The sequence below is a fragment of the Streptomyces sp. 184 genome (assembly GCF_045781775.1).
GTDB lineage: Bacteria > Actinomycetota > Actinomycetes > Streptomycetales > Streptomycetaceae > Streptomyces.
This window is the reverse complement of the sequence record NZ_CP123230.1, coordinates 3053429-3075507: the sequence shown is the minus strand read 5'-3', so window position 1 is coordinate 3075507 and position 22079 is coordinate 3053429. Positions and strand designations below refer to the sequence as shown.

Here is a 22079-nt window from a genome sequence, read left to right as displayed (position 1 = left end):
TGTGCCGCGGTCCGACCGGGGGCAACATCTCAGCCGAACTCCCTGCGCAGCGCCGGCAGCAGCGTGCTCGACGCCCAGCGCAGGAACGCCGGCTGCGTCTCGCCGCCGATCTGGACGAGCGCCACCTCCGTGAAGCCGGCGTCCACATAAGGGCGGACGGCCTCGACGAAGTCGGCCGGGTCGGAGCCGCAGGGCACGGACCCGGCGACGTCGTCCGGGGTGACGAACCGGGTGGCGGCGGCGAAGGAGTCGGGGTGCGGGAGTTCCGCGTTCACCTTCCAGCCGCTGCCGAACCACCGGAACTGCTCGTGCGCACGCCCGACCGCCGTCTCGCGGTCCGGGTCGTAGCTGACCGGCAACTGCCCCACCCGCGGTTTGCCCGCGCCGCCGTGCCGGTCGAAGGACTCCAGCAGCCCGGCCTTGGGCTCCGTCGCGATGACGAGGTCGGCGAGCCGTCCGGCCAGCGCGCAGGACTGCTCGCCCGAGACCGCGATTCCGATCGGCGGGGGCTGGTCCGGCAGATCCCACAGCCGTGCCGAGTCGACGGAGAAGTGCTTGCCGTGCCGGGTGACGTGGCCGCCGCCGAAAAGGTCGCGGATGATGCCGACCGCCTCCTCCAGCATCTCGTGCCGGACGTCGACGCCCGGCCAGCCGCGGCCCACGACGTGCTCGTTCAGGTTCTCGCCCGCCCCCAGCCCGAGCCGGAAGCGGCCCTGCGCGAGCAGGTGCAGCGTCGCCGCCTTCTGCGCCACGACCGCCGGGTGGTAGCGCATGAGCGGGCAGGTCACGTACGTCATGAGGGGGATACGGGACGTCGCCCACGCGGCGGCGCCGAGGACGGTCCAGGCGTACGGGCTGTGCCCCTGGGAGCGCAGCCACGGGAAGTAGTGGTCGGAGGTGACCGAGAAGTCGAAACCCGCCTCCTCGGCGCCGACCACGTGCTCGACGAGATCCCTGGGCCCGGCCTGTTCGGTCATCATCGTATAACCTATTTGCACCATAAAGTCCAGTCTCCCCGGTCGTCGCGAGAAGGGCATCTCGTGCGCCCCGTCGCCGGGGGCACGCCGGCCGGGTACCCCCGGGCCGGGACGCGACCCGGCCTGCACGGGAGCCGACCGTACGTACGTTCCCACGGGATGGCAGGATGGGCGGTCGGAGACCGTTTGTGGGGCGCGCGGGTAGAGGCGGGTGCGGCATGGACTGGCAGAAGTACGCCGAGCAGGTGGCGGAGCTGGCCCGCGAGCTGTTGGCGGAGAAATCGCTGAACGGGACGCTTCAGCGGATCACCACCGCGGCCGTCGAACTGGTGGACTCCTGCGACGCCGCAGGCATCATGCTGGTGCACGGCGACCGGGTCGAGTCCCTCGCGCCGACCGGGCAGGTGGTCCGCGACAGCGACAGCATCCAGCACCGGCTGAAGGAAGGCCCGTGCTTCGACGCCGTCCGGCACAGCGAGCAGGTGTTCCGGGTGCCCGACTTCACCCTGTCGCAGCCGCGCTGGCCCGCCTACGCGCCCGAGGCCCGCAGGCTGGGGCTGGGCAGCATGATGGGCTTCCTGCTGTACACCGAGGACGAGGAACTCGGCGCGCTGAACATCTACTCCCGCCGCCCCGGCGCGTTCGGCCGGACCAGCGAAACGGCCGGCTGGGTCCTCGCCTCGCACGCCGCGGTGGCCTTCGCCAGCGCGCGCGCCCACGTACAGATGCAGGAGGCGCTCTCCACCCGGCACACCATCGGGGAGGCCATGGGCATCCTCATGGGCAGCGGGAACCTCACCGAGGAGCAGGCGTTCGACGTGCTGCGCCGCTACTCGCAGGAGCGCAACATCAAGCTCCGCGAGGTCGCCCAGCGCGTCTGCGAGGCCGGCAGCCTCTCCTGACGGGCCGCCCCGCCCGCGCTCCGACACCCCGCCGCCGGGGGAACCTATCGGTGCATATACGGACAAATCATGGAAGGCTGGGCCACACCGTTTGGAGACGCGGTACGGGGGCTACCCCGGGCAGAGCCCGAGGTCCGAGTGGAACGAGGAACCGTGAAGCCGTCGAACGAGAACAGCCCCGGCCCGACACCGCGCACTCCCGGCACCCCCGGCCGCTCCGGGAGGGACGCTCCCGAACGCGACGAGCCGACGACGCCGCGCCCGCCGCTCCCGCCCGAGCCCGACCAGGCGGGACCGGAGATGTACTCCCCCACCGGCGACGCCGTCGCGGCGGACCCCGCGGTGCGGGCGCAGACGGGCGCGTACCTCACGACGGCCCAGGGCCTGCGGCTGCCGGACAGCGACCACTCGCTCAAGGCCGGGCCGCGCGGACCCGTCCTGCTCCAGGACCACCACCTGCGCGAGAAGATCACGCACTTCGACCACGAGCGCATCCCCGAGCGCGTGGTGCACGCGCGGGGCGCCGCCGCGCACGGCGTCTTCCGCGGGTACGGCACCGCCACGCCGGTCTCCCGTGCGGGCTTCCTCGCCGAGGGCGCCGAGACGCCCGTCTTCGTACGCTTCTCCACCGTCCTCGGCTCCCGGGGCTCCGCCGACACGGTGCGCGACACCCGCGGCTTCGCGACGAAGTTCTACACCGCCGAGGGGACGTTCGACCTCGTCGGCAACAACATCCCCGTCTTCTTCATCCAGGACGCGATCAAGTTCCCGGACGTCATCCACGCCGGCAAACCGCACCCCGACCGGGAGATCCCGCAGGCCCAGAGCGCGCACGACACCTTCTGGGACTTCGTCTCCCTGCACACCGAGGCCACCCACCACACCATCTGGAACATGTCCGACCGCGGCATCCCGCGCTCGTACCGGATGATGGAGGGCTTCGGCATCCACACCTTCCGCCTGGTCGCCGCCGACGGCGGCACCACGCTGGTGAAGTGGCACTGGAAGCCGAAGGCCGGCGTGCACTCCCTGCTGTGGGAGGAGGCCCAGCTCCTGGGCGGGGTGGACCCCGACTTCCACCGGCGGGACCTGGCCGAGGCCATCGCGGCCGGCGCGTACCCGGAGTGGGAGCTGGGCATCCAGACCTTCCCCGACACCCCCGAGCAGACCTTCGAGGGCATCGACCTGCTGGACCCGACGAAGATCGTGCCGGAGGAGCTGGCGCCCGTGCAGCCCGTCGGGCTGATGCGGCTGAACGCCAACCCGGTGAACTACTTCGCGGAGACCGAGCAGGTCGCCTTCCACCCCGGTCACCTCGTCCCGGGCATCGAGGTCACGGACGACCCGCTGCTGGCCGGCCGGCTCTTCTCGTACCTCGACACCCAGATCAGCCGGCTGGGCGGGCCCAACTTCGCGCAGCTTCCGATCAACCGCACGCACGCGCCCGTGAACGACATGCAGCGCGACGGCATGCACCAGACCGCCGTGCACTCCGGCGTCGCCCCCTACCGCCCCAACTCCCTCGACGGCGGCTGCCCGTTCCAGGCCGGTGCCGCGGACCGGGGGTACGTGGAGGTGCCCCTGCCGGTCGCGGGCGCGAAGGTGCGCGAGGCGCCCGCCTCGTTCGCCGACCACACCAGCCACGCCCGGCGGTTCTGGCTGAGCCTCACGCCGCCGGAGCGGGAGCACGTGATCGGCGCGTACACCTTCGAGCTGAGCAAGTGCACCGAGGACGTGATCCGGGAGCGCAACCTGCGCGTCCTGGCGGAGGTCGACCCGGAGCTGTGCGGGCAGGTGGCCGCCGGCCTCGGGATGCCCGCGCCGGAGCCGGCGACGCCGCCGGCGGACGTGCGGCCGTCCCCGGCGCTCGCGCAGATCGGCCGCGCCTGGCCGGTGGCGGGCCGCGTCATCGGCATCGTCGCGGACGAGAGCGCCGATCTCGATGCCGTACGGGCGCTGCGTGCCGCGGTACTCGACGCCGGCATGGTGCCGATGGTCCTCGCGCCGCGCGGCGGCCGGCTGACGGGCGGCGGCGAGCCCGTGACGGTGCAGCGGACGTTCGCCAACGCCCGGTCCGTCGAGTTCGACGCCGTGGTGCTGGCGGGCACGCCGCGGCGCGGCGACGACGCCTACGGCGCCCGGGACGCCAAGGCCGGCCAGGACCCCGAGGGCGCCGACACCGACCCGCGGCTGGTCCAGCTCCTCGCCGAGGCGTACCGGCACGCCAAGCCGCTCGGCGGCTGGGCGGACAGCACCCGGGCGCTCGACGCGGCCGGCTGCCCGCCGCACGCGCCGGGGGTCGTGGTCGCCGACGACCCGCAGGCGGTGCTTGCCGAGATCGGCGAGCTGCTGACGCGGCACCGGGTGTGGGACCGCTTCCCGCCCGGGGAGCCGGCGACGCGGACCGCGTGAGGACGACGCGGGCCGTGTGAGAACAGAGCCGCGCTCCCGCGCAGGACACGGGAGCGCGGCCGCGGCTGGTGCCGCTAGGCCGGAGCGGAGCCGGATCCGCCTGCCGTCAGACCGTCGGCGGCGGGCCGGGCGTGCGGCCGTAGCCGCCGGTCACGGTCCGGGGACCGTACGTGTGCCCCCGCCCTCAGGTCCCGTAGACGAAGCAGAACGGATGCCCTGCGGGATCCGCGTACACGCGGAACTCCCGCCTGCCCTCGTCGTCGTCCGTGTCCAGCGGCCGGGCGCCCAGCTCCAGGGCGTGCCGCTCCGCGGCCCCGAGGTCGGTCACCCGCAGGTCCAGGTGGAGCTGCTGCGAGTTGTCGTCGGCCTGCGGCCAGCTCGGCGGGCGCATCCCGGGCGCGCGCTGGAAGGCGAGCCGGGTGCCGTCCGCGGCGAAGAGGTCGTACCAGTCGTCGCCGTACCGCTTCACCTCGCCGCCGAGCAGCTCCCGGTAGAACTCGGCAAGCTCCCGCGGCTCCGGGCAGTCCAGTGCGACCAGGCAGAATGTGGCGACCGGCATGACGACCTCCTCGGTGACGGCGTGCACTCGATGACGGCGTGACCAACCGCGGGTGCCCCGCGCGGCGCACACCAATCCACGTGCACGAATCCGGCCCGGGACCGGCACGGAAGTGACTGAATCGCGCACCGGGGGTACTTGTGCCGGTGACCGGCAACGTCGATCAGGTATCGAGTGAGCTAAATGATCGATCGCTTTTCCGTGCGGCAGGCGGTGTTCGACACCGCCGCCGGCAGCCGGCCGGGTGAGATGCCCGGCCGGCTGTGCAGGCGGCTCCGCACCGATCTGGACGTGGACGCCGTAACGATCTCCCTGCTCAGCCACACGCCGCACCGGCAGGTGTACGGCGCCTCCGACGCGACGGCGCTGGGCCTGGAGCTGCTTCAGTTCGAGCTGGGCGAAGGGCCGTCCGTGGACGCGTCGGCCCTGGGCCGTCCCGTCATCGCCGACGACCTGCACGGGGAGCGGCGCTGGCCGGCCTTCGGGCCGCAGGCGCGGACGCGGCTGCCGGAGGCCGGCGCGCTCCACGCCTTCCCGATGCGGTTCGGACCGCGTGTCCTGGGAGCGATCGGCCTGGTCAGATACGCGGCCGGCACGCTGAGCGGCGACGAGTCCGAGCGGTGCGCCACCGCGGCCAACGCGGTGGCGGTCGTGCTGCTCGACGACTTCCACCAACTGGGCCATGACGGCCGGGCGCCGCCGCGGTACCCGGGGTGACCGGGCCTGACGGGGAACGACGTCGCGGCGGCCCCGACCCGGTCCGCGCCTGCCTGCGCCGGACCGCCGCAGGGTGTGGCAGCGGAGGCGGCGCGTTGAGCGCCGCGACGGCGGGCCGCGTGGTACTCCGGGTGGCATGTATGCAGAGGCCAAGGACGACGACGCCACCCCGGTCCCGGATCCGGCGGCCCGAAGGCGGCACCCGCTGCTCTTCCGCCTCGTTCAGGCCAAGCTGCGGCCCCGGTGGCGCCTGAGCGACATCACCGTCACCGAGGAGCCCGAGATCCGCCGCGCCGTGCGTGCCGCGGCGCTGGGCAATGCGATGGAGTGGTTCGACTACGGCATCTACGCCTACCTCGCCGTCACCCTCGGCAACGTCTTCTACTCCGGCGCCGGCGACGGCACCCGCACGATGCTGTCGCTGGCGACCTTCGCGGTCTCCTTTGCGGTACGTCCGCTGGGCGGGGCCTTCTTCGGTCCGCTCGGTGACCGGGTGGGGCGGAAGAAGGTGCTGGCGCTGACGATGATGCTGATGGCGGCGGCCACGTTCTCCATCGGTCTCATTCCCAGCTACGACACCATCGGCCTGTGGGCGCCGGCGCTGCTGATCCTCGCCCGGCTGTTGCAGGGCTTCTCCACCGGCGGTGAGTACGGCGGTGCGGCGACGTTCATCGCCGAGTACGCGCCGGACAAGCGGCGCGGCTACTTCGGCAGCTTCCTGGAACTGGGCACGCTGGCCGGCTACATCGGCGCCTCCGGGCTCGTCCTGGTGCTCACCGCCGGCATCGGCGACGACGCGATGGGCTCGTGGGGCTGGCGCATCCCGTTCCTGATCGGCGGGCCGCTCGGCGCGGTCGGCCTCTACCTGCGGCTCAAGCTGGAGGAGACCCCCGCCTTCCTCAAGTCCGAGGCGGGCAAGGCCGGTGCGGCGAAGCCGGAGGGCGCGCAACCTGACGGTGCGGAGCCCACCGACGACGGGCGGAAGGCGGCGGAGGGCAAGACCCCGCCGGGCGAGCTGCGGCGGATCCTGGCGCGGCAGCGGGCGACGCTGCTGCTGTGCATCGCGCTGGTGGCCGCGTACAACGTGGCCAACTACATGCTGCTCACGTACATGCCGACGTATCTCACCGAGGCCCTGGACTGGCCGCGTACCGAACAACTGGGCGTCGTCATCGCCACCATGGTCGCGATGATCGCCGTCGTCACGCTCGTCGGCCGGCTCAACGACCGCGTCGGCCGCAAACCGCTGCTGATGGCCGGCATGGTCGGCTTCCTCCTGGTGACGGCTCCGGCCTACGCCCTGGTCCGGCAGGGCTCCGTCGTCGCCGTCGCCGGGGGCATGCTGCTGCTCGGCGGCAGCCTGATCTGCCTCCAGGGCACCATGTCGGCGACGCTGCCCGCACTCTTCCCCACCGATGTCCGCTACGGCTCCCTGGCCATCGGCTACAACATCTCCGTCGCGATCTTCGGCGGCACCACCCCGGCCGTCATCGAAGCGCTCGTCCAGGGCCTGGACACGCCGATGGCGGCGGCGTACTACACGATGGCCTTCGCCGTCGTCGGCATCGTCTCCGTGTCGCTGCTGACGGAGACCGCCGGCCTGCCGCTCCTCGGCTCACCGCCCGCGGTTGCGACGCAGGCGGAGGCCGTGGAGCTGGTACGCACCCAGCGCCGCAACGCCGTGTCCTGACCGCCGCCGGGCGCGGCGCCTCGGTGTCCCACCCGCGGGGCGGCCCGCGTCACGCGCGGTCCGTACGCGCCCCGTCCCCGCCGGCTTGCGCGCCCGCGCCCGCGTCCGCTGCGGTGCCGGCGTCCGTACCGCGGTCCCGGACGAGGTGGCGCACCGACGCCTCCAGGTCCTTGACCTGGTCGGCGAGGGCCGGCCCGGTGAGGTCCGCCCTCTCCCGCAGCAGCGACTCGACCTGCACCAGCCGCCAGGTGACGTCGCCGAGCCGTTCCCCGAACCCCGCGTCGCCCCGGTCGGTCATCAGCAGTCGCTGCAACTGCTCGGCCTGCACGGCGAGTTGCCGGTTCTTACGGTGCAGCTCCAGGAAGACGTTGACCTTGGTGCGCAGGATCCAGGGCTCGACCGGCTTGGACAGGAAGTCGGCGGCGCCCACCGCGTAGCCGCGGTAGGCGTAGTCGGGGTCGATGCCCTGGCCGGTGAGCAGGATGATCGGGACGTCCTTGGTCTGGTCGAGGCGTTTGATGTTCGCGGCGGTCTCGAAGCCGTCCATCCCCGGCATCAGGATGTCGAGCAGGACGACGGCGAACTGCTGGCGGAGCATCGCCTTCAGCGCCTCCTCGCCGGAGTGGGCGAAGACCACGCGCTGGCCGAGCGGGCCGAGTACCGCGGCCAGGGCGACCAGGTTCTCCTCCATGTCGTCGACGATGAGGATGCTCGCCGGGTCCGGAGCGGGCGGCGGCGTCGGTGTCGTGGGGGTCGTCATGCGGCCCGCCCGGACGCCGTCGGGCCGTCGCCCTGCGAGCCGCCGCCGTGCGAGTCGCCGTGCAAGTCGTCCTGCGCGCCGTCGTCGTGCGTGCCCTCCTGCGGGCCCGCCGCGGGAGCGGGGCGGCCGTCCGCCCGGCCGTCGTGGGTTTCGAGCTGCTCGTAGATCGCCGCCAGCAGCCGGTCGACGTTCACCGGCTTCGGGACGTAGCCGTCCGCACCGGCCTCGATGGCTTTCTCCCGGTCGCCGGGCATCGCCTTGGCGGTCAGGGCGATGATCGGCATGCCGGCCAGGCGCGGGGTGGCGCGGATGGTCCGGATCACCTCGTAGCCGTCGATCTCCGGCATCATGATGTCCATCAGCACCAGCGAGATCTCCGGGGAGCGGTCCAGGACTTCGAAGCCCTCACGGCCGTTCTCGGCGTACTTCACGGAGATCCCGACCCGGCCCAGCATGTGCGTCAGGGCGAACACGTTGCGGATGTCGTCGTCCACGATGAGAACGTGCCGGCCGGTCAGCACCCGGCCGGGCCGGCCGCTGAGCCACTGCCGCAGCCGGGTCGTCTCCGGCCAGGTGTCCGCCGGTTCCCGGTCCGCCCGGTCCTCCGCGCCCGCCGCGCCGGGAGCCGCGACTTCGGGCCCCGCCGCTTCCGGGCCGGCCGCTTCGGGACCCCGTGCCGGCGCCGCGGTACGGGCCGCCTCGCCCTCCGCGCCGCCGGAGGGAGCGCGGATCGCGCGCGTCACCTGCGTCTCGCCCCGGCCGCCCCGCGTCCCGGCCCGGTCCGCGGCGGCCTGCTTCTTCCACGGCCCGCGCAGCTCCGCCGGCTCAAGCTGGGGCGTCGCGCTCCCCGAGGCCGCCGCCAGCGCCTTGCCGGGCAACTGCGCCGGTACGTACAGCGTGAACCGCGAGCCGACGCCCTCCTCGCTCGCCGCGTCGATGCGCCCGCCGAGGAGGCCGGCGATCTCCCGGCTGATGGACAGGCCGAGGCCGGTGCCGCCGTACTTGCGGTTGGTGGTGCCGTCGGACTGCTGGAACGCCTCGAAGACCACGTCCAGCTTCTCGGCCGGAATGCCGATCCCGGTGTCCTTCACGGAGAACGCGAGCACCGCCTCCGCGTCGCGCAGCGTGTCCTCCGCGAACCCCTCCGACGGGACCCGCTCCACCCGCAGCTCCACCCGCCCCCGGCTGGTGAACTTCACCGCGTTGGACAGCAGGTTGCGCAGCACCTGCTGGATGCGCTGCTGGTCGGTGTACAGCTCGGGCGGCACGTCGTCGCCGACGGTCACCTCGAATCCCAGCCCGCGGTCGATCGTCAGGGGCCGGAACGTGGCGCGTACGTAGTCGAGCAGCTTGGTCAGCGGGATCCGCTGCGGGCGCACGTCGACCTGGCCGGCCTCCACCTTGGACAGGTCCAGGATGTCGTTGATGAGTTGCAGCAGGTCGGAACCCGCCTGGTAGATGGTGCTCGCGAACTCCACCTCCTGATCCGACAGCCGCCCGTCGGCGTTGTCGGCGAGCAACTGGGCCAGGATCAGCAGGGAGTTCAGCGGTGTGCGCAGCTCGTGCGACATGTTCGCCAGGAAGTCCGACTTGTACTGGGACGACGTGGCCAGCAGCGACGCCTTCTCCTCCAGCTCGGCGTTGGAGCGCTGGAGTTCCTCGGAGCGGGTGCGCAGCTCCGACGTCAGGCGCTGCGACTGGGACAGCAGCGCCTCGGTGCGGGCGTTGGCGAGGATGGTGTTGAACGAGACGCCGATGGTGTGCGCGAACTGGTCGACGAACGTGAGCTGGATCTCGTTGAACTTGCTGAACGAAGCCAGCTCGATCACGCCCAGCAGCCGGTCCTCGAACAGGATCGGCAGGATGAGGATGCTGGAGGCCGGGGCCGAGCCCAGGCCGGACTCGACGGTCACGTAGTCCTGCGGGGCGTCCTCGATCATGATCCGGGTCTTCTGCTGGACGGCCTGGGCGATCAGCCCGCGGATCGGGGACTCCGACTGGAGGTCGTCCCGGCCGCGGCCACCGACGCCGTAGTCCGCGGTCAGCTCCAGGCCCTCGCCGTCCGCGGCGGCGGAGTCGACCCGGAAGAACAGTTCGGAGTGCGCGTTCACCAGCGGTGCCAGTTCGCGCAGGATCAGGTCGGCGACCTCCACCATGTCGCGGTGGCCCTGCATCAGGCCGGCGATGCGGGTCAGGTTGGACTCCAGCCAGTCCTTGGTGCGGGTGGTCTCGCGCAGGTTGGACACCATGCGGTTGACGTTGTCCTTGAGGTCGGCGACCTCGCCCTGCGCCTCCACGGTGATGGACCGCGACATGTCGCCCTTGGCCACCGCGCTCGCCACTTCCCCGATGGCGCGCACCTGCGTGGTGAGGTTCAGGGCCAGTTCGTTGACGCCCCTGGTCAGGCGCTTCCAGTTGCCCGACACGCCCTCGACGCGCGCCTGACCGCCGAGGCGGCCTTCGCTGCCGACCTCGCGCGCCACCCGGGTCACCTCGGAGGAGAACGAGGACAGCGTGTCCACCATGGTGTTGAGCGTGGTCTTGAGTTCGAGGATCTCGCCGCGCGCGTCCACGTCGATCTTCTTCGACAGGTCACCGTTCGCCACGGCCGTGGCGACCTGCGCGATGTTGCGCACCTGCGAAGTCAGGTTCGACGCCATGAAGTTGACGTTGTCCGTCAGGTCCTTCCACACCCCCGACACGCCGTGCACCTGGGCCCGCCCGCCGAGCTTTCCCTCGGTGCCGACCTCGCGCGCCACCCGGGTGACCTCGTCCGCGAAGTCGCGCAACTGCTGCACCATGCTGTTCACGGTGGTCTTGAGTTCGAGGATCTCGCCGCGCGCGTCCACGTCGATCTTCTTCGACAGGTCACCGTTCGCCACGGCCGTGGTGACCAGGGCGATGTTGCGCACCTGCGAAGTCAGGTTCGACGCCATGAAGTTGACGTTGTCGGTGAGGTCCTTCCACACCCCCGACACGTCCCTGACCTGCGCCTGGCCACCGAGGTTCCCGTCGGTGCCGACCTCGCGCGCCACCCGGGTCACCTCGGAGGAGAACGCCGACAACTGATCCACCATGGTGTTGAGGGTGGTCTTGAGTTCGAGGATCTCGCCCCGTGCGTCCACGTCGATCTTCTTCGACAGGTCACCGTTCGCCACGGCCGTGGCGACCTGCGCGATGTTGCGCACCTGCGAAGTCAGGTTCGACGCCATGAAGTTGACGTTGTCCGTCAGGTCCTTCCACACCCCGGACACGTCCTTCACGTGCGCCTGACCGCCGAGCATCCCGTCCGTACCGACCTCACGGGCGACACGTGTGACCTCGTCGGCGAACGCCGACAACTGGTCCACCATCGCGTTCACCGTGGACATGAGCTGGCGTATCTCACCGCGCGCGTCCGCCGTGATCTTCTGGCTGAGGTCGCCGCGCACCACCGCCGTGGTCACCTGGGCGATGTTGCGGACCTGCGAGGTGAGGTTGGACGCCATCAGGTTGACGTTGTTCGTCAGGTCCTTCCACACCCCCGACACGTCCTTCACGTGCGCCTGACCGCCCAGCATCCCGTCCGTACCGACCTCACGGGCGACACGTGTGACCTCGTCGGCGAACGCCGACAACTGGTCCACCATCGTGTTCACCGTGAGCTTCAGCTCCAGCAGCTCCCCGGCGGTCTCCACCGTCACCTTGCGGGTGAGGTCGCCGCTGGCCACCGCGGTGGTCACGGCGGCGATGTCGCGCACCTGCCGGGTCAGCCGGGAGGCCATGGTGTTGACCGCCTCGGTGACCGCGCGCCAGGAGCCCGACAGCCCCCGCACGCTGGCCCGGCCGCCGAGCCGGCCCTCGGTGCCCACCTCGTGCGCGACCCGCATCACCTCGCTGGTGAAGGTGGACAGGTGGTCCACCACGCGGTTGAGCCCCACGCCCAGGCTCCGCAGCTCGCCGTGGAGCTGCCGGGTGCCGGACCGCAGCTCCATGTGCTGGTTCAGATCCCCCTCCGCCACCGCCTCCAGCACCCGGGTGGCGTTCGTCATCGGCACGGCCAGCGCGTCGAGCAGGTCGTTCGCGTCGTGCACGATCTGCGCCCAGTCGCCCTGCCCCGTGCTGGCGGAGATCCGCTCGTCCAGGACGCCTTTGCGCGCCACCACCCCCCGCACCCGGCGGACCTCGGAGGCGAGGTGTTCGTTGCGGGCTGCGACCTGGTTGAACGCCTCGGCCACCTCGCCCAGCACACCCCCGCCGTCCTCCTGCACCCGCGCCGAGAAGTCACCGTCGCGCAGCGACCTGAGCGCGGTCAGTAGCGGGCGCAGCTCGGCGGTGTCTGCCGACTGCTTCTCACGGTCCTCCATACGCCCATCCCTGCACGTTGCCCGCATGGCCTGCGGCGGTCGGACCCTCCAGGTCAGCCCCTCACCTCAAGGGGTTTTTGTCCATTATATTAGAGTTTGTCACGGTGAGATTTCCCGGGGTCGGCGAGGGCCCCTCTCCCGTGGCACCGGCAGTCACACAGGCAGGAGCCATTCGTGCAGGCGGTCTCTTCGCACGGGCCCGGCGCACACCACGGGTCCGGCGTACGTACGGAACTCCCGGCCGGCCGGCAGGCGCCGGCGCGGGCCCGCGCGTTCGTACGGGCCGTGATCGCCGAGCGGGCGCTGGCGACCTCCTCGCTGGGCCCGCCCGCCGAGCAGTTGGCGGAGGACGCCGCCCTGCTCGTCGGCGAGCTGGTCACCAACGCGCTGATCCACGCCGGCACCTCGATGGAGCTGGTCTGCCGGGTGGAGACGGACCCGGACAGGGACGACGCGCTGGCCGGCGCCCGGATCGAGGTGTACGACCGGCAGCCGACCGCCACCGTGCCGGGCGCCGCGGACGGCACGGGCAGCGGCCGCGGTCTGGGACTCCAGATCGTGTCTACCCTCGCCGACTCCTGGGGGGTCACGTACCGGCACACCGAGAAGGCGGTGTGGTGCCGCCTCACGCTCCCCGCGCAGGGCGAGACGAAGGTGCCGGTCGGCCCGCTCAGCCCCGTGCTCTACCGGCAACTGCTGGCCACGGAGCTGGCCCACCCCCTCGCCCGTACCGAATACCGCGGCCAGGCCGGCGTCGGGGGCCACGGAGGGACGCTGCTCGCCGAGGCCAGCGAACTGCTCGCCGGACAACTCGACGAGACCATGGTCGCCGCCCTGGCCACCCAGCTCATGGTGCCCCGGCTCGCCGACTGGTGCGCCGTCTGGCTGCTCGCGGAGGACGGCGACATGCGGCTCACCAACGTCTGGCACGCGGACGAGCAGCGCATCGGCCCCCTCCGCGGCGACCTGGAGCCCGAGGCGCCGCCGCCGAAGCTGTGGACCACGGGCACCCCCTGGCCGTGGCCGCAGAGCGCCGGCACGGAGGACGGCGGGTCGGCGCTGGCGTTCGCCCTGGTCTCCGGCGGGACATGCCGGGGCACCCTGCTGATCGGGCAGGCCGGCCCGCCCGAGATCACCGACTCCGTGGCCCACATCGTGGAGGACGTCTCCCGCCAGGTCGCCCAGGCTCTCGTCACCGCGCGCCAGTACACCCGCCAGACGAACATCAGCCGGGCCCTCCAGAACCGGCAGCTCCCGTCCACGCTGGGCAGGCTCCCCGGCATGGAGTCGGCGATCGTCTACGAGCCCCACGCCAGCGGGCAGACCGTCGGGGGCGACTTCTACGACCTCTTCCCCACCGGCGACGGCCGGTGGTGCTTCCTCCTGGGCGACGTGCAGGGCAAGGACGCCGAGGCGATGTCGGTGACCGGCCTGACCCGCCACCTGGTGAGGCTGCTCGCCCGCGAGGGCCACTCAGTGGAGTCCGTGCTGAGCTGGCTGAACGCGATGATGGCGGAGGACGCCGCGGAAGCGGTGAGCATCGGGGGCGAGGGCGCGCGGCCCCGCTTCCTCAGCATGGTCTACGGGGAGTTGACCCCCGACCCGAGCGCGGGCGGCGCCCAGTGCCGCCTCGCCAGCGCCGGCCACCCGCTGCCGCTGCGGATGACCGCCGAGGGGGCGGTGGGCTCCGTGGTCCGCTCCCAACTGCTCCTCGGCATCGACGAGGACGCCGAGTTCAGCGCCGACACCTTCCGGCTCGCCCCCGGCGAGACCCTGCTGTGCGTCACCGACGGCGTCACCGAGCGCCGTGACGGCCAGCGCCTCCTCGACGACGGGAACGGCCTCGCCGGCATCCTGCACGACTGCGCGGGCATGGGTGCGATGGCGGTGGCCGAGCGGGTCCGCCAGGCCACCCACGACTTCAGCCCCGAGCCGGTGGAGGACGACCTCGCCGTGGTGGTGCTCCACGCGGAGCCCCCGGCGCCGTGAGCCCTGTCTCCGCTCCCGCCTGCTCGGAGGTCGGTGAGCAGGAAGTCCCCGCCCTCGACCGGGTAGGTCGTGAGGACGAGCGTGTGGGGGCCGAAGAGACGGAGCGGCTGCATGGAGCGCGGCCGGCTGCGAGGCACGCGGAACGTGGGCGGGGGGCTGGTGCCCCGGAACCGGCGGCGGGACTCCTCGCACATCCTCCCGCTACGAAGCCACGGCGGTAGAGGGCTCGGAAACAGGGCCCTCAGGTGCCGGTGCGGAGGTGGGCCGGCCAGAGGAGCGGGGTGTGGGGGCGGCGGGCGCGTTCCCGGTGGACGGCGGTGTGCAGGGCGTGCGCGGCGCGGGCCGTGTCCGGGCGGCCCAGCTCGGTTAGAGATCCGCAAGGCGGCACCCTGGGACACAACGCCAGCAGGCCCAGCGCTGCTCAGAGCCGTGGATCAGAAACAGGCACTCAGCTTGTCCTTTATCTACCAAGATCTTCCTGGCTTGCCGATGGCCTTGAGAGTCTCGGGACGTTTGACGGTTTTGCCGACGTCGTAGCGGGGTGCCCGGTGTTTGTTCTTGGCGCCGGGTGGCCGTCCAGGACCGGCGCCACGAGGTTTGGGAACACGGCGCCTCACTGACCCCCGTCGACCTCGAACGCGCCCAACTCGCCTACCTCTCCGCCTGCCGGACCGCGGGCACCAGCGGGATCAAGCTGTTCGAGCGTGTCGGCAGGTTCCGGTGAATACGCGGCCGAGTTGGTCGTCCAGCGCGGCGAGGATCGCCGGTTTCGGTGTGCCGTCGGGGTCGATGTGCGTGTGCAGGGCGACTCCTTCGGTGAACGCAACGATTTGCAGGGCCTGATCAGCCGCGTCGATTCCCTGAGCGACCTCGCCGCATACCGTGCCATTGTCGATGGCCTGGGCGACGCGTGAGCGGATGCCCACGAGGGTCTCTCTCTGGACGGCGGCCAGGCGGGCGTTGTGCGCGGCCTGGTCTGCAAAGGCGAGACGGACCAGGAACTCGGCGCGGCGGGCGTCGTCCAGCGGCATGAGCTCGGCCAGCGCCTGCCGCAGCATCTCGGCGATGGTGCGGCCCTCGGCCTCGCCTCGGTTCACCAGCTCGTCCACTCGTGCGGTGAAACGCCCGTTGACGCGGGTGAACGTGGCCAGCAGCATCTCGTCCTTTGCCGTGAAGTAGTGCTGCACCAGGCCGACGGACATGCCCGCTTCTGCGGCGGTCCGCGCGACGGTCACGGCGGTGAGGCCGTGTCGCCCGATCAGGCGTTGGACGGCGTCGGTGATCTGCCCGTGTCGGGCGTCATGGTCGGCAACTCTCGGCACGTGAGGACGGTATCGCGTGCTATAACCGTACGTCTATATTGCTACCGGAGAGGGCCCTTGCGATGACCCGACGACGCTCAACCCGCTTGCTAGGTCTGGGACTTGCTCTTGCTCTCCTGCTGCCACCCGGTATGGCCACCGCGGGCCAGGCCAGTGACGGACAGACGGCCGGCAGCCGCCGTGACCCGGCCCTGCAGGCCCTGGCCGACCAGGTGGTGGCGGACCCGAACCCCAACCCAGGCGCTTTCCTGCTCGCCCGACGTGGCTCGGACGACCGCTTCGGCGCGGCCGGCGTCGCCGACCGTTCCGCCGGCACGCCGATGGCACCGGACCTGAAGTTCCGCACCGGGAGCGTCACAAAAACCTTCACCGCAACGGTCGTCCTGCAACTCGTCGCCGAGCACCGGTTGCGACTCGACGACACCGTGCAGGGCCTGCTGCCCGACCAGGTCCGCACCGACAACGCACTGTCCGGTGCGCCCATCACTGTCCGCCAGCTGCTCAACCACACGAGCGGGCTGTACGACTACATCGAGGGGCTGCTTCCCCACTTCCGCAGGCTTGACCAGTACTGGCCCCGCGACCAGCTGATCAGCATCGGTCTTGCCAAACCCCGGTACTTCCCAGCTCCCGGCACCCGGTTCCGCTACTCCAACACCAACTACCTGCTGCTCGACCTGATCGTCGAACGGATCACCGACCGCGACCTGCGCACCAACCTCGAACGCCGCATCTTCGCCCCCCTCGGGCTGCGCGACACTTCGTACCCGCTGGCACAGACCACCATCGACGGAGCCCATGTACACGGCTACGCGGACATCTCGCTCCTGTTGCCGAACGCGCCGGACGCAACCCGGTTCGACGTCACCGCGTTCAGCCCATCCGAGGCTGGCGCATCGGGCGCCCTCGTCTCGACCGCGGCCGACATCGCACGCTTCTACCGGGCCCTGCTGCAAGGACGTCTCCTGCCCCCAGACATGCTTCGTCGGATGCTCACCGAGACGGTCCCCACAACCGGCAGCGCCCCGCCCGCTGTTGCCTACGGCCTGGGTGTCTACGTCTACGCCACCAGCTGCGGTCGTGCGTACGGCCACGGCGGCAGCGCACCCGGTTACCTGACCTTCGCCCTCAACAGCCGCGACGGACGCGACCAACTCGTCGCCCACACCAACTGGAACTCGTTCGCCGACACCGGGATCGACGAGGACTTCTGGGCCGCCTTCCAGCAGGGTTACTGCGGAAGGCCTGGGTAGAACCCATCGGCGCCGATAGTGAGGACTGACGTCGCGCAGGACTGCGGCGCGTCCTTGTGGCGGGGCGTCCACGAGTTGCGCGTCCGCATGGGCGACGTGAAGGAGTAGGGCTCAGTTGGCGGGCGCGGGCTTTCTTGTCCAGCTGGGGGTGGTGCCTTTCCGGGCCAGGCGCCTGGTCATGAGGGTGATGGCGGCCCAGGTGATCAGGGTCTCGGAGTGCTGGATGAGCCGTTCGTAGCCCCTCGCGTGACGGCGTGCGTGCAACCCGAAGCACACGGCTCCCCAGTCCTAGCGATGTTTCAAAGCCGGAGTGAGGGCGGGCGCAGCCCGCCCTCACCGATTGGGGAGCCATTGCTTGACGGCGACGCTCACCATCGCCGCCTCGCTGCTCGCCCTCGGGGCCGTCTGGATCGTCGGGCGCCGCCCGCTCTACGGTGATGTCATGAGCGATCAATCGGAAGCGACTGTCGCGCCCGTCAACGCCCCCGAACCCCCTTACTACGTGGCCGTCTTCACCACGGTGCGAACCCGGGACCAGAGCGGCTACGGCGAGACCAACGCGCGCATGGAGGACCTGGTCAGGGAGATCCCGGGATTTCTGGGGATGGACCACGCGCAGACCCCGGGCGGGCTGGGCATCACCGTCGGGTACTTCCGCGACGCCGACGCCCTCGCGGAGTGGCGGAACAACGCCGAGCACCGCGCGGCGCAGAAGCGTGGGCGGGCCGAGTGGTACCAGAGCTACACGCTGCATGTGGCGAAGGTGGAGCGGAGCCACGGGTTCACACGGACGTAGCTCCCGCAGGGCAGCGCGGCGGCAGTCCTCACCCGCCGTCCGTGAGGGTCCGGCGGCCGTCGGGGCGGCGGTGGGTGCGGCCGGTGGCGTCGAGGGTTTCCAGGAGGGGGATCGCGACGCGGCGGCTGACGGCGAGCGCGCGGGCTGCCTCGCCGACCGTGAACGGCCGCGGCAGCCCGGCGAGCCGGCGGGCCGCACGGTCCACGGACCCGGCAGGGAGGTGCACATCGCCCACGCGCTCCAGCGCGCCGCGGCGCACCAGCAGGGTCAGCGCCTGGGCGGTGAGGCCCAGTTCGTCCAGACGCCGCCGGGTGGGGGCCTGGAACGGGGCGGACCGCAGATCGTCGAGCAGTCCCTCCAATCCGGCGGCGACCGCCGCGGGGAGCCGGTCCGCCTCGTCCGCGCGGTACACCCTGCCCTCGCGCAGGACCAGTTCGACGCCGGAGACCGCGGCCAGGCGCTCCCAGTCGGTGTCCGGCGGCAGCGCGAGGAGTCGACGGGCGCGGGCGAGCGGCAGTCCGGGGTCGGCGGGGTGGGCCTCGGCGTGTTCGCGCACCGCCGCGGCCAGGGCGGCGCCGAGCCGTTCGGTGTGCCCTCCGTCGAGCAGCCAGCGTGCGCCGTCCGCATCGACGGCATAGCCCTGCGCGGCGAGTCGGCCGCGTTCGGCCAGGCCGACGGTGGCCAGCCGGACGGCGGGGTCGGTCGGCTCGGCGATGCCGGCCAGCCGGCGGGCGCGGGTGGCGGCGGCCCCCCGGCCGGTCAACGGGGGCGGCTCCGGGTCCAGCACCGTTGCGCCGACCAGCAGCCGGGAACCCGGGTCGCGCAGCAGCAGCCGGTCGCCGACGTGGAGCGGCAGCGGAGTGCGCAGGGTGAGGCGTGCGGCGTCCCGGCCGAGCGGGCGCAGCCGCGCGCTGGTGGCGGCGGTGCCGCAGTGGACCAGGGGTTCGGACGCCAGGCGGGGAGGTTCCGCGCTGCCGTCCGGCCCGCCGATCGGTACGTACCGGACGTCCACGCGGTCCGTGGTCCACCACCGCCCGGGTGTGAGCAGCGCGTTGCCCCTGCCGACCTCGTCGGCGGCGATCCGGCGGAGGTTGACGGCGACGCGGGCGGGGCCGGTCACCCGGGGGACGGTGTGGCCGAGGCTCTGGAGGCGGCGCACCTGCACGGTGCGGCCGGCGGGGGCGAGGTGCAGGGTGTCGCCCTCGGCGAGGGTTCCGGCTTCGAGGGTTCCGGTGACGACCGTGCCGGCGCCCGCCATGGTGAACGCCCGGTCCAGCCACAGCCGTACGGGGGCCGCCGGGTCGGGCGGTTGCCGGGCGGCGGCCAGCGTGTCGAGTTCGCCTACGAGCAGGTCGAGCCCTTCGCCGGTGCGGGCGCTGACGGCGACGGCCGGCGCACCGGCGAGGCCGGTGCCGGAGGTCCGTTCCACGGCCTCGGCGAGCGCCGGCGCGGGGTCGGCGAGGTCGGCGCGGGTGACGACCAGCAGCCCGGTGCGTACGCCGAACGCGTCGAGCGCCGCGAGGTGTTCGGCGGTCTGCCGGCGCCACCCCTCGTCGGCGGAGACCACCAGCAGCACGGCGGGCGCGGTGGCGATCCCGGCGAAGGTGGTGGCCAGATAGCGGTGGTGGCCCGGCACGTCGACGAAGGCCAGGGTGCGCCCGCCGGGCGCGGTGGTCCAGACGAAGCCGAGGTCGAGGGTGAGGCCGCGGCGCCGCTCCTCGGCGAGCCGGTCGGGGTCGGTGCCGGTCAGCGCCCGCAGCAGCGTCGACTTGCCGTGGTCGACGTGGCCGGCCGTCGCGACGACCAGGCCGGGGGCCGCGGTCACGCCTCCTCCGGCGGCGGCGCGGTCACCGTGGCGAGAACGGCGGCGAGCAGCCTCGCGTCGTCCTCCTCGGGAACGGTCCGCAGGTCGAGCAGCAGCCGGTCGCCGTGGACCCGGCCGACGACGGCCGGGGCGCCGGCGCGCAGCGGGCCGGCGAGGGCGGCGGGCAGTGCGACGGCGGCGCTCGGCAGGGTGACGCCGGGCGCTCCCCCGCCGCCGACGCGGGCCTCGCTGGACACCGCCTCGGCGGCGACGCCTCGTTCGGCGAGCCCGGCCGCCAGGGTCCGGGCACGGGCGGCGAGGTCGGCCTCGCGTGCCGCCAGGGCCCGTTCCACCGGGGGCCGGGGACCGAGAAGGGTGGCCTCCAGTGCGGCCAGGGTCAGTTTGTCGACGCGCAGCGCGCGGGCCAGCGGATGGGTGCGGAGCCGTTCGACCAGGTCGCGCCGGCCGAGCAGCAGGCCCGCCTGGGGGCCGCCGAGCAGCTTGTCCGCGCTGGCGGTGACCAGGTCGGCGCCCTGGTCGAGGGAGGTCGCCGCGTCGGGCTCGTCGGGCAGCGCGGGGTGCGGCCGCAGCAGCCCGGAGCCGATGTCGTGGACCAGCGGGACGCCGAGGGTGGCGAGCCGCGCGACCGGGACCGACGAAACGAAGCCGGTGGTCAGGAAGTTGGAGGGGTGCACCTTGAGGACGAGGCCGGTGCCGGGGCCGACGGCGCGCGCGTAGTCGTCGAGGTGGGTGCGGTTGGTGGTGCCGACCTCGACCAGCCTTGCGCCGGTGCTCTCCAGCAGCTCGGGGAGGCGGAACCCGTCGCCGATCTCGACCAGTTCACCCCGGCTGATGAGTATCTCGCGCCCGGCGGCCAGAGCGGTGGCGGCCAGCACCAGCGCGGCGGCGTTGTTGTTGACCAGGTGGACGGCCTCCGCGTTCGGTACGGCCGCGGCGAGGGCGGCCGACGCGCCCCTCCCCCGCCGGGCGCGGCGGCCGTCGCTCAGGTCGAACTCGACGTCCGTGGGGCCGGACGCGGCCCGCAGCGCCTCGGTGGCCGCGGCGGACAGCGGCGCGCGGCCGAGGTTGGTGTGCACGACGACGCCGGTGGCGTTCACCACCGGGCGCAGCGAGGTGGCGTTCCGGGGCAGGGCGGCGACGGCCGCGTCGGCGGCCTCTTCTGGGGCCAACGCACCGGCGCGTACGCGACGTTGGGCCTCCGCGACCGCGCGGCGGACCAGGGTGCGCCCCAGCCGCCCCGCGGCCTCGGCGAGTCGCGGGTCGGCGAGCAGGGCGTCGGTGCGCGGAACGCGGCGTCTGGCGTCCGTCAACGCCGGCCTCCCGGTGGCGTCGAAAACGGCGTGGGGGTTTGGCGGAGGCGTATGGGAATCGAACCCACCCGGCCGGGGTCCCCGACCGCATCGGTGTTGAAGACCGTGGGGGCCACCAGGCACCCGTCCGCCTCCGCCGGGGAGTCTACGGCCACGGGGCGACGCACTCCCCCCTGTCCGCGCAGGGGCCTTCGGCGGTAGCGTCCGGCGGATGACCGTTCGACTGACGCAGTACGCGGGCGGCGGTGGCTGCGCCTGCAAGATTCCGCCCGGCGAACTCGACGCCCTGGTCTCCTCCCTGGGCCGGACGAGCAGCCGGCCGAAGGATCCGGCCGCGGAGTTGCTGGTGGGCCTGGAGGGCGGCGGGGACGACGCCGCCGTGGTCCGGCTCGACGCCGAGCGGGCGGTCGTCACCACGGCCGACTTCTTCACGCCGGTGGTGGACGACGCCTACGACTGGGGGCGGATCGCGGCGGCCAACGCGCTCTCCGACGTCTACGCGATGGGCGGCACCCCGTGGGCGGCGATCAACCTCCTCGCCTGGCCCAGGGACGCGCTGCCGATGGAGTTGGCCGCCGAGGTGCTGCGGGGCGGCCGTGACGTGGCGCACGAGGCGGGCTGCCAGGTCTCGGGCGGCCACAGCGTGACCGATCCGGAGCCCAAGTACGGGATGTCGGTGGTGGGGATGGTCCACCCCGAGCGGATGCTGCGGCTGGACGCGGCGGAGCCGGGGCGGGCGCTGACCCTGACGAAGCCGCTGGGCAGCGGGGTGCTCAACGCCCGGCACAAGGCGACCGGTGAGGTCTTTCCCGAGGCGGTGGCCGTGATGGCCGCGCTGAACCGGGACGCCTCGGTCGCGGCGGTGGCCGCGGGCATCCGGGCGGGCACGGACGTCACGGGGTTCGGGCTGCTGGGCCACGCCTACAAGGTGGCCCGCGCCTCCGGGGTGACGGTGGCGATCGACGCGGCGGCCGTTCCGCTGCTGGCGGGGGCCCGGCCGGCGGCGCTCGACGGCTTCGTCAGCGGCGGCACCCGGCGGAACCTGGCGTGGGTCGAGCCCTGGGTCGAGTTCGGCGGCCTCCCCGAGGTAGAACGGCTGCTGCTGGCCGACGCGCAGACCTCGGGAGGGCTGCTGCTGGCCGGCGAGGTGCCGGGGCACCCGGTGATCGGCGAGGTGCTGCCGCCCGGCGAGGCGCCGGTGGTCGTACGGGGCTGAGGGTC

General features: G+C 72.6%; 15 protein-coding genes, 1 tRNA gene and 1 pseudogene. 8 read left to right on the top strand and 9 right to left on the bottom strand.

The window, feature by feature from the left end:
* Positions 1-29: 29 nt before the first annotated feature.
* On the bottom strand, positions 30-1001 hold the full coding sequence (locus QBL21_RS13065) for an LLM class F420-dependent oxidoreductase (RefSeq protein ID WP_407562323.1): 972 nt from the start codon (positions 999-1001) through the stop codon (positions 30-32).
* A gap of 194 nt (positions 1002-1195) precedes the next feature.
* Between QBL21_RS13065 and QBL21_RS13060 the strand changes: the two genes are divergently transcribed.
* A complete protein-coding gene (locus tag QBL21_RS13060) occupies positions 1196-1879 on the top strand; it encodes a GAF and ANTAR domain-containing protein (RefSeq protein ID WP_407562322.1) in 684 nt (227 codons plus the stop codon).
* A 69-nt stretch (positions 1880-1948) separates the two neighbouring features.
* A complete protein-coding gene (locus tag QBL21_RS13055; protein ID WP_407562321.1) occupies positions 1949-4291 on the top strand; it encodes a catalase in 2343 nt (780 codons plus the stop codon).
* A gap of 184 nt (positions 4292-4475) precedes the next feature.
* On the opposite strand, the gene QBL21_RS13050 is transcribed toward QBL21_RS13055, so the two are convergent.
* Complete coding sequence (locus QBL21_RS13050; protein WP_407562320.1) at positions 4476-4850, bottom strand: VOC family protein; 375 nt, start codon at positions 4848-4850, stop codon at positions 4476-4478.
* Between the two features lie 183 nt (positions 4851-5033).
* Between QBL21_RS13050 and QBL21_RS13045 the strand changes: the two genes are divergently transcribed.
* Both QBL21_RS13045 and QBL21_RS13040 read left to right on the top strand, forming a co-directional pair.
* Positions 5034-5567, top strand: a complete 534-nt coding sequence (locus QBL21_RS13045) for a GAF domain-containing protein (protein ID WP_407562319.1) — start codon at positions 5034-5036, stop codon at positions 5565-5567.
* Between the two features lie 136 nt (positions 5568-5703).
* A complete protein-coding gene (locus tag QBL21_RS13040; protein WP_407562318.1) occupies positions 5704-7257 on the top strand; it encodes an MFS transporter in 1554 nt (517 codons plus the stop codon).
* Positions 7258-7306: 49 nt separating this feature from the next.
* Here the strand turns inward: QBL21_RS13040 and QBL21_RS13035 are convergent, their stop codons facing one another.
* Together QBL21_RS13035 and QBL21_RS13030 are read right to left on the bottom strand one after the other, a co-directional pair.
* A complete protein-coding gene (locus tag QBL21_RS13035; protein ID WP_407562317.1) occupies positions 7307-8017 on the bottom strand; it encodes a two-component system response regulator in 711 nt (236 codons plus the stop codon).
* Positions 8014-12363 carry a HAMP domain-containing protein gene (locus QBL21_RS13030; RefSeq protein WP_407562316.1) on the bottom strand — a complete coding sequence of 1450 codons (4350 nt, stop codon included), beginning with the start codon at positions 12361-12363 and terminating at the stop codon, positions 8014-8016. Before QBL21_RS13030 ends, QBL21_RS13035 begins: the two co-directional genes overlap by 4 nt.
* A gap of 174 nt (positions 12364-12537) precedes the next feature.
* Between QBL21_RS13030 and QBL21_RS13025 the strand changes: the two genes are divergently transcribed.
* Complete coding sequence (locus QBL21_RS13025; protein ID WP_407562315.1) at positions 12538-14352, top strand: SpoIIE family protein phosphatase; 1815 nt, start codon at positions 12538-12540, stop codon at positions 14350-14352.
* A gap of 689 nt (positions 14353-15041) precedes the next feature.
* Here the strand turns inward: QBL21_RS13025 and QBL21_RS13020 are convergent.
* The gene (locus tag QBL21_RS13020) at positions 15042-15674 is read right to left on the bottom strand and encodes a TetR/AcrR family transcriptional regulator (protein ID WP_407562314.1); all 633 of its coding nucleotides are present in this window, start codon (positions 15672-15674) and stop codon (positions 15042-15044) included.
* Between the two features lie 131 nt (positions 15675-15805).
* Between QBL21_RS13020 and QBL21_RS13015 the strand changes: the two genes are divergently transcribed.
* Complete coding sequence (locus tag QBL21_RS13015) at positions 15806-16927, top strand: serine hydrolase domain-containing protein (RefSeq protein WP_407562313.1); 1122 nt, start codon at positions 15806-15808, stop codon at positions 16925-16927.
* On the opposite strand, the pseudogene QBL21_RS13010 reads toward QBL21_RS13015, so the two are convergent.
* A pseudogene (locus tag QBL21_RS13010) lies at positions 16893-17191 on the bottom strand (hypothetical protein); the annotation flags it as partial. The gene QBL21_RS13015 and the pseudogene QBL21_RS13010 sit on opposite strands and share 35 nt — an antisense overlap.
* A 178-nt stretch (positions 17192-17369) precedes the next feature.
* Here QBL21_RS13010 and QBL21_RS13005 point away from each other — a divergent pair.
* The gene (locus tag QBL21_RS13005) at positions 17370-17723 is read left to right on the top strand and encodes an antibiotic biosynthesis monooxygenase family protein (protein WP_407566405.1); all 354 of its coding nucleotides are present in this window, start codon (positions 17370-17372) and stop codon (positions 17721-17723) included.
* A gap of 28 nt (positions 17724-17751) precedes the next feature.
* On the opposite strand, the gene QBL21_RS13000 is transcribed toward QBL21_RS13005, so the two are convergent.
* From QBL21_RS13000 to QBL21_RS12990, 3 genes are all read right to left on the bottom strand, one after another.
* Positions 17752-19548 (bottom strand): SelB C-terminal domain-containing protein, encoded by a 1797-nt coding sequence (locus QBL21_RS13000; protein WP_407562312.1) that lies wholly within the window; start codon positions 19546-19548, stop codon positions 17752-17754.
* On the bottom strand, positions 19545-20858 hold the full coding sequence (gene selA / locus QBL21_RS12995) for an L-seryl-tRNA(Sec) selenium transferase (RefSeq protein ID WP_407562311.1): 1314 nt from the start codon (positions 20856-20858) through the stop codon (positions 19545-19547). The genes QBL21_RS13000 and selA overlap by 4 nt, the downstream gene beginning before the upstream one ends.
* Before the next feature lie 39 nt (positions 20859-20897).
* Positions 20898-20993: transfer RNA gene (locus tag QBL21_RS12990), tRNA-Sec, on the bottom strand.
* A gap of 76 nt (positions 20994-21069) precedes the next feature.
* Between QBL21_RS12990 and selD the strand changes: the two genes are divergently transcribed.
* A complete protein-coding gene (gene selD / locus QBL21_RS12985; RefSeq protein ID WP_407562310.1) occupies positions 21070-22074 on the top strand; it encodes a selenide, water dikinase SelD in 1005 nt (334 codons plus the stop codon).
* Positions 22075-22079: the final 5 nt, after the last annotated feature.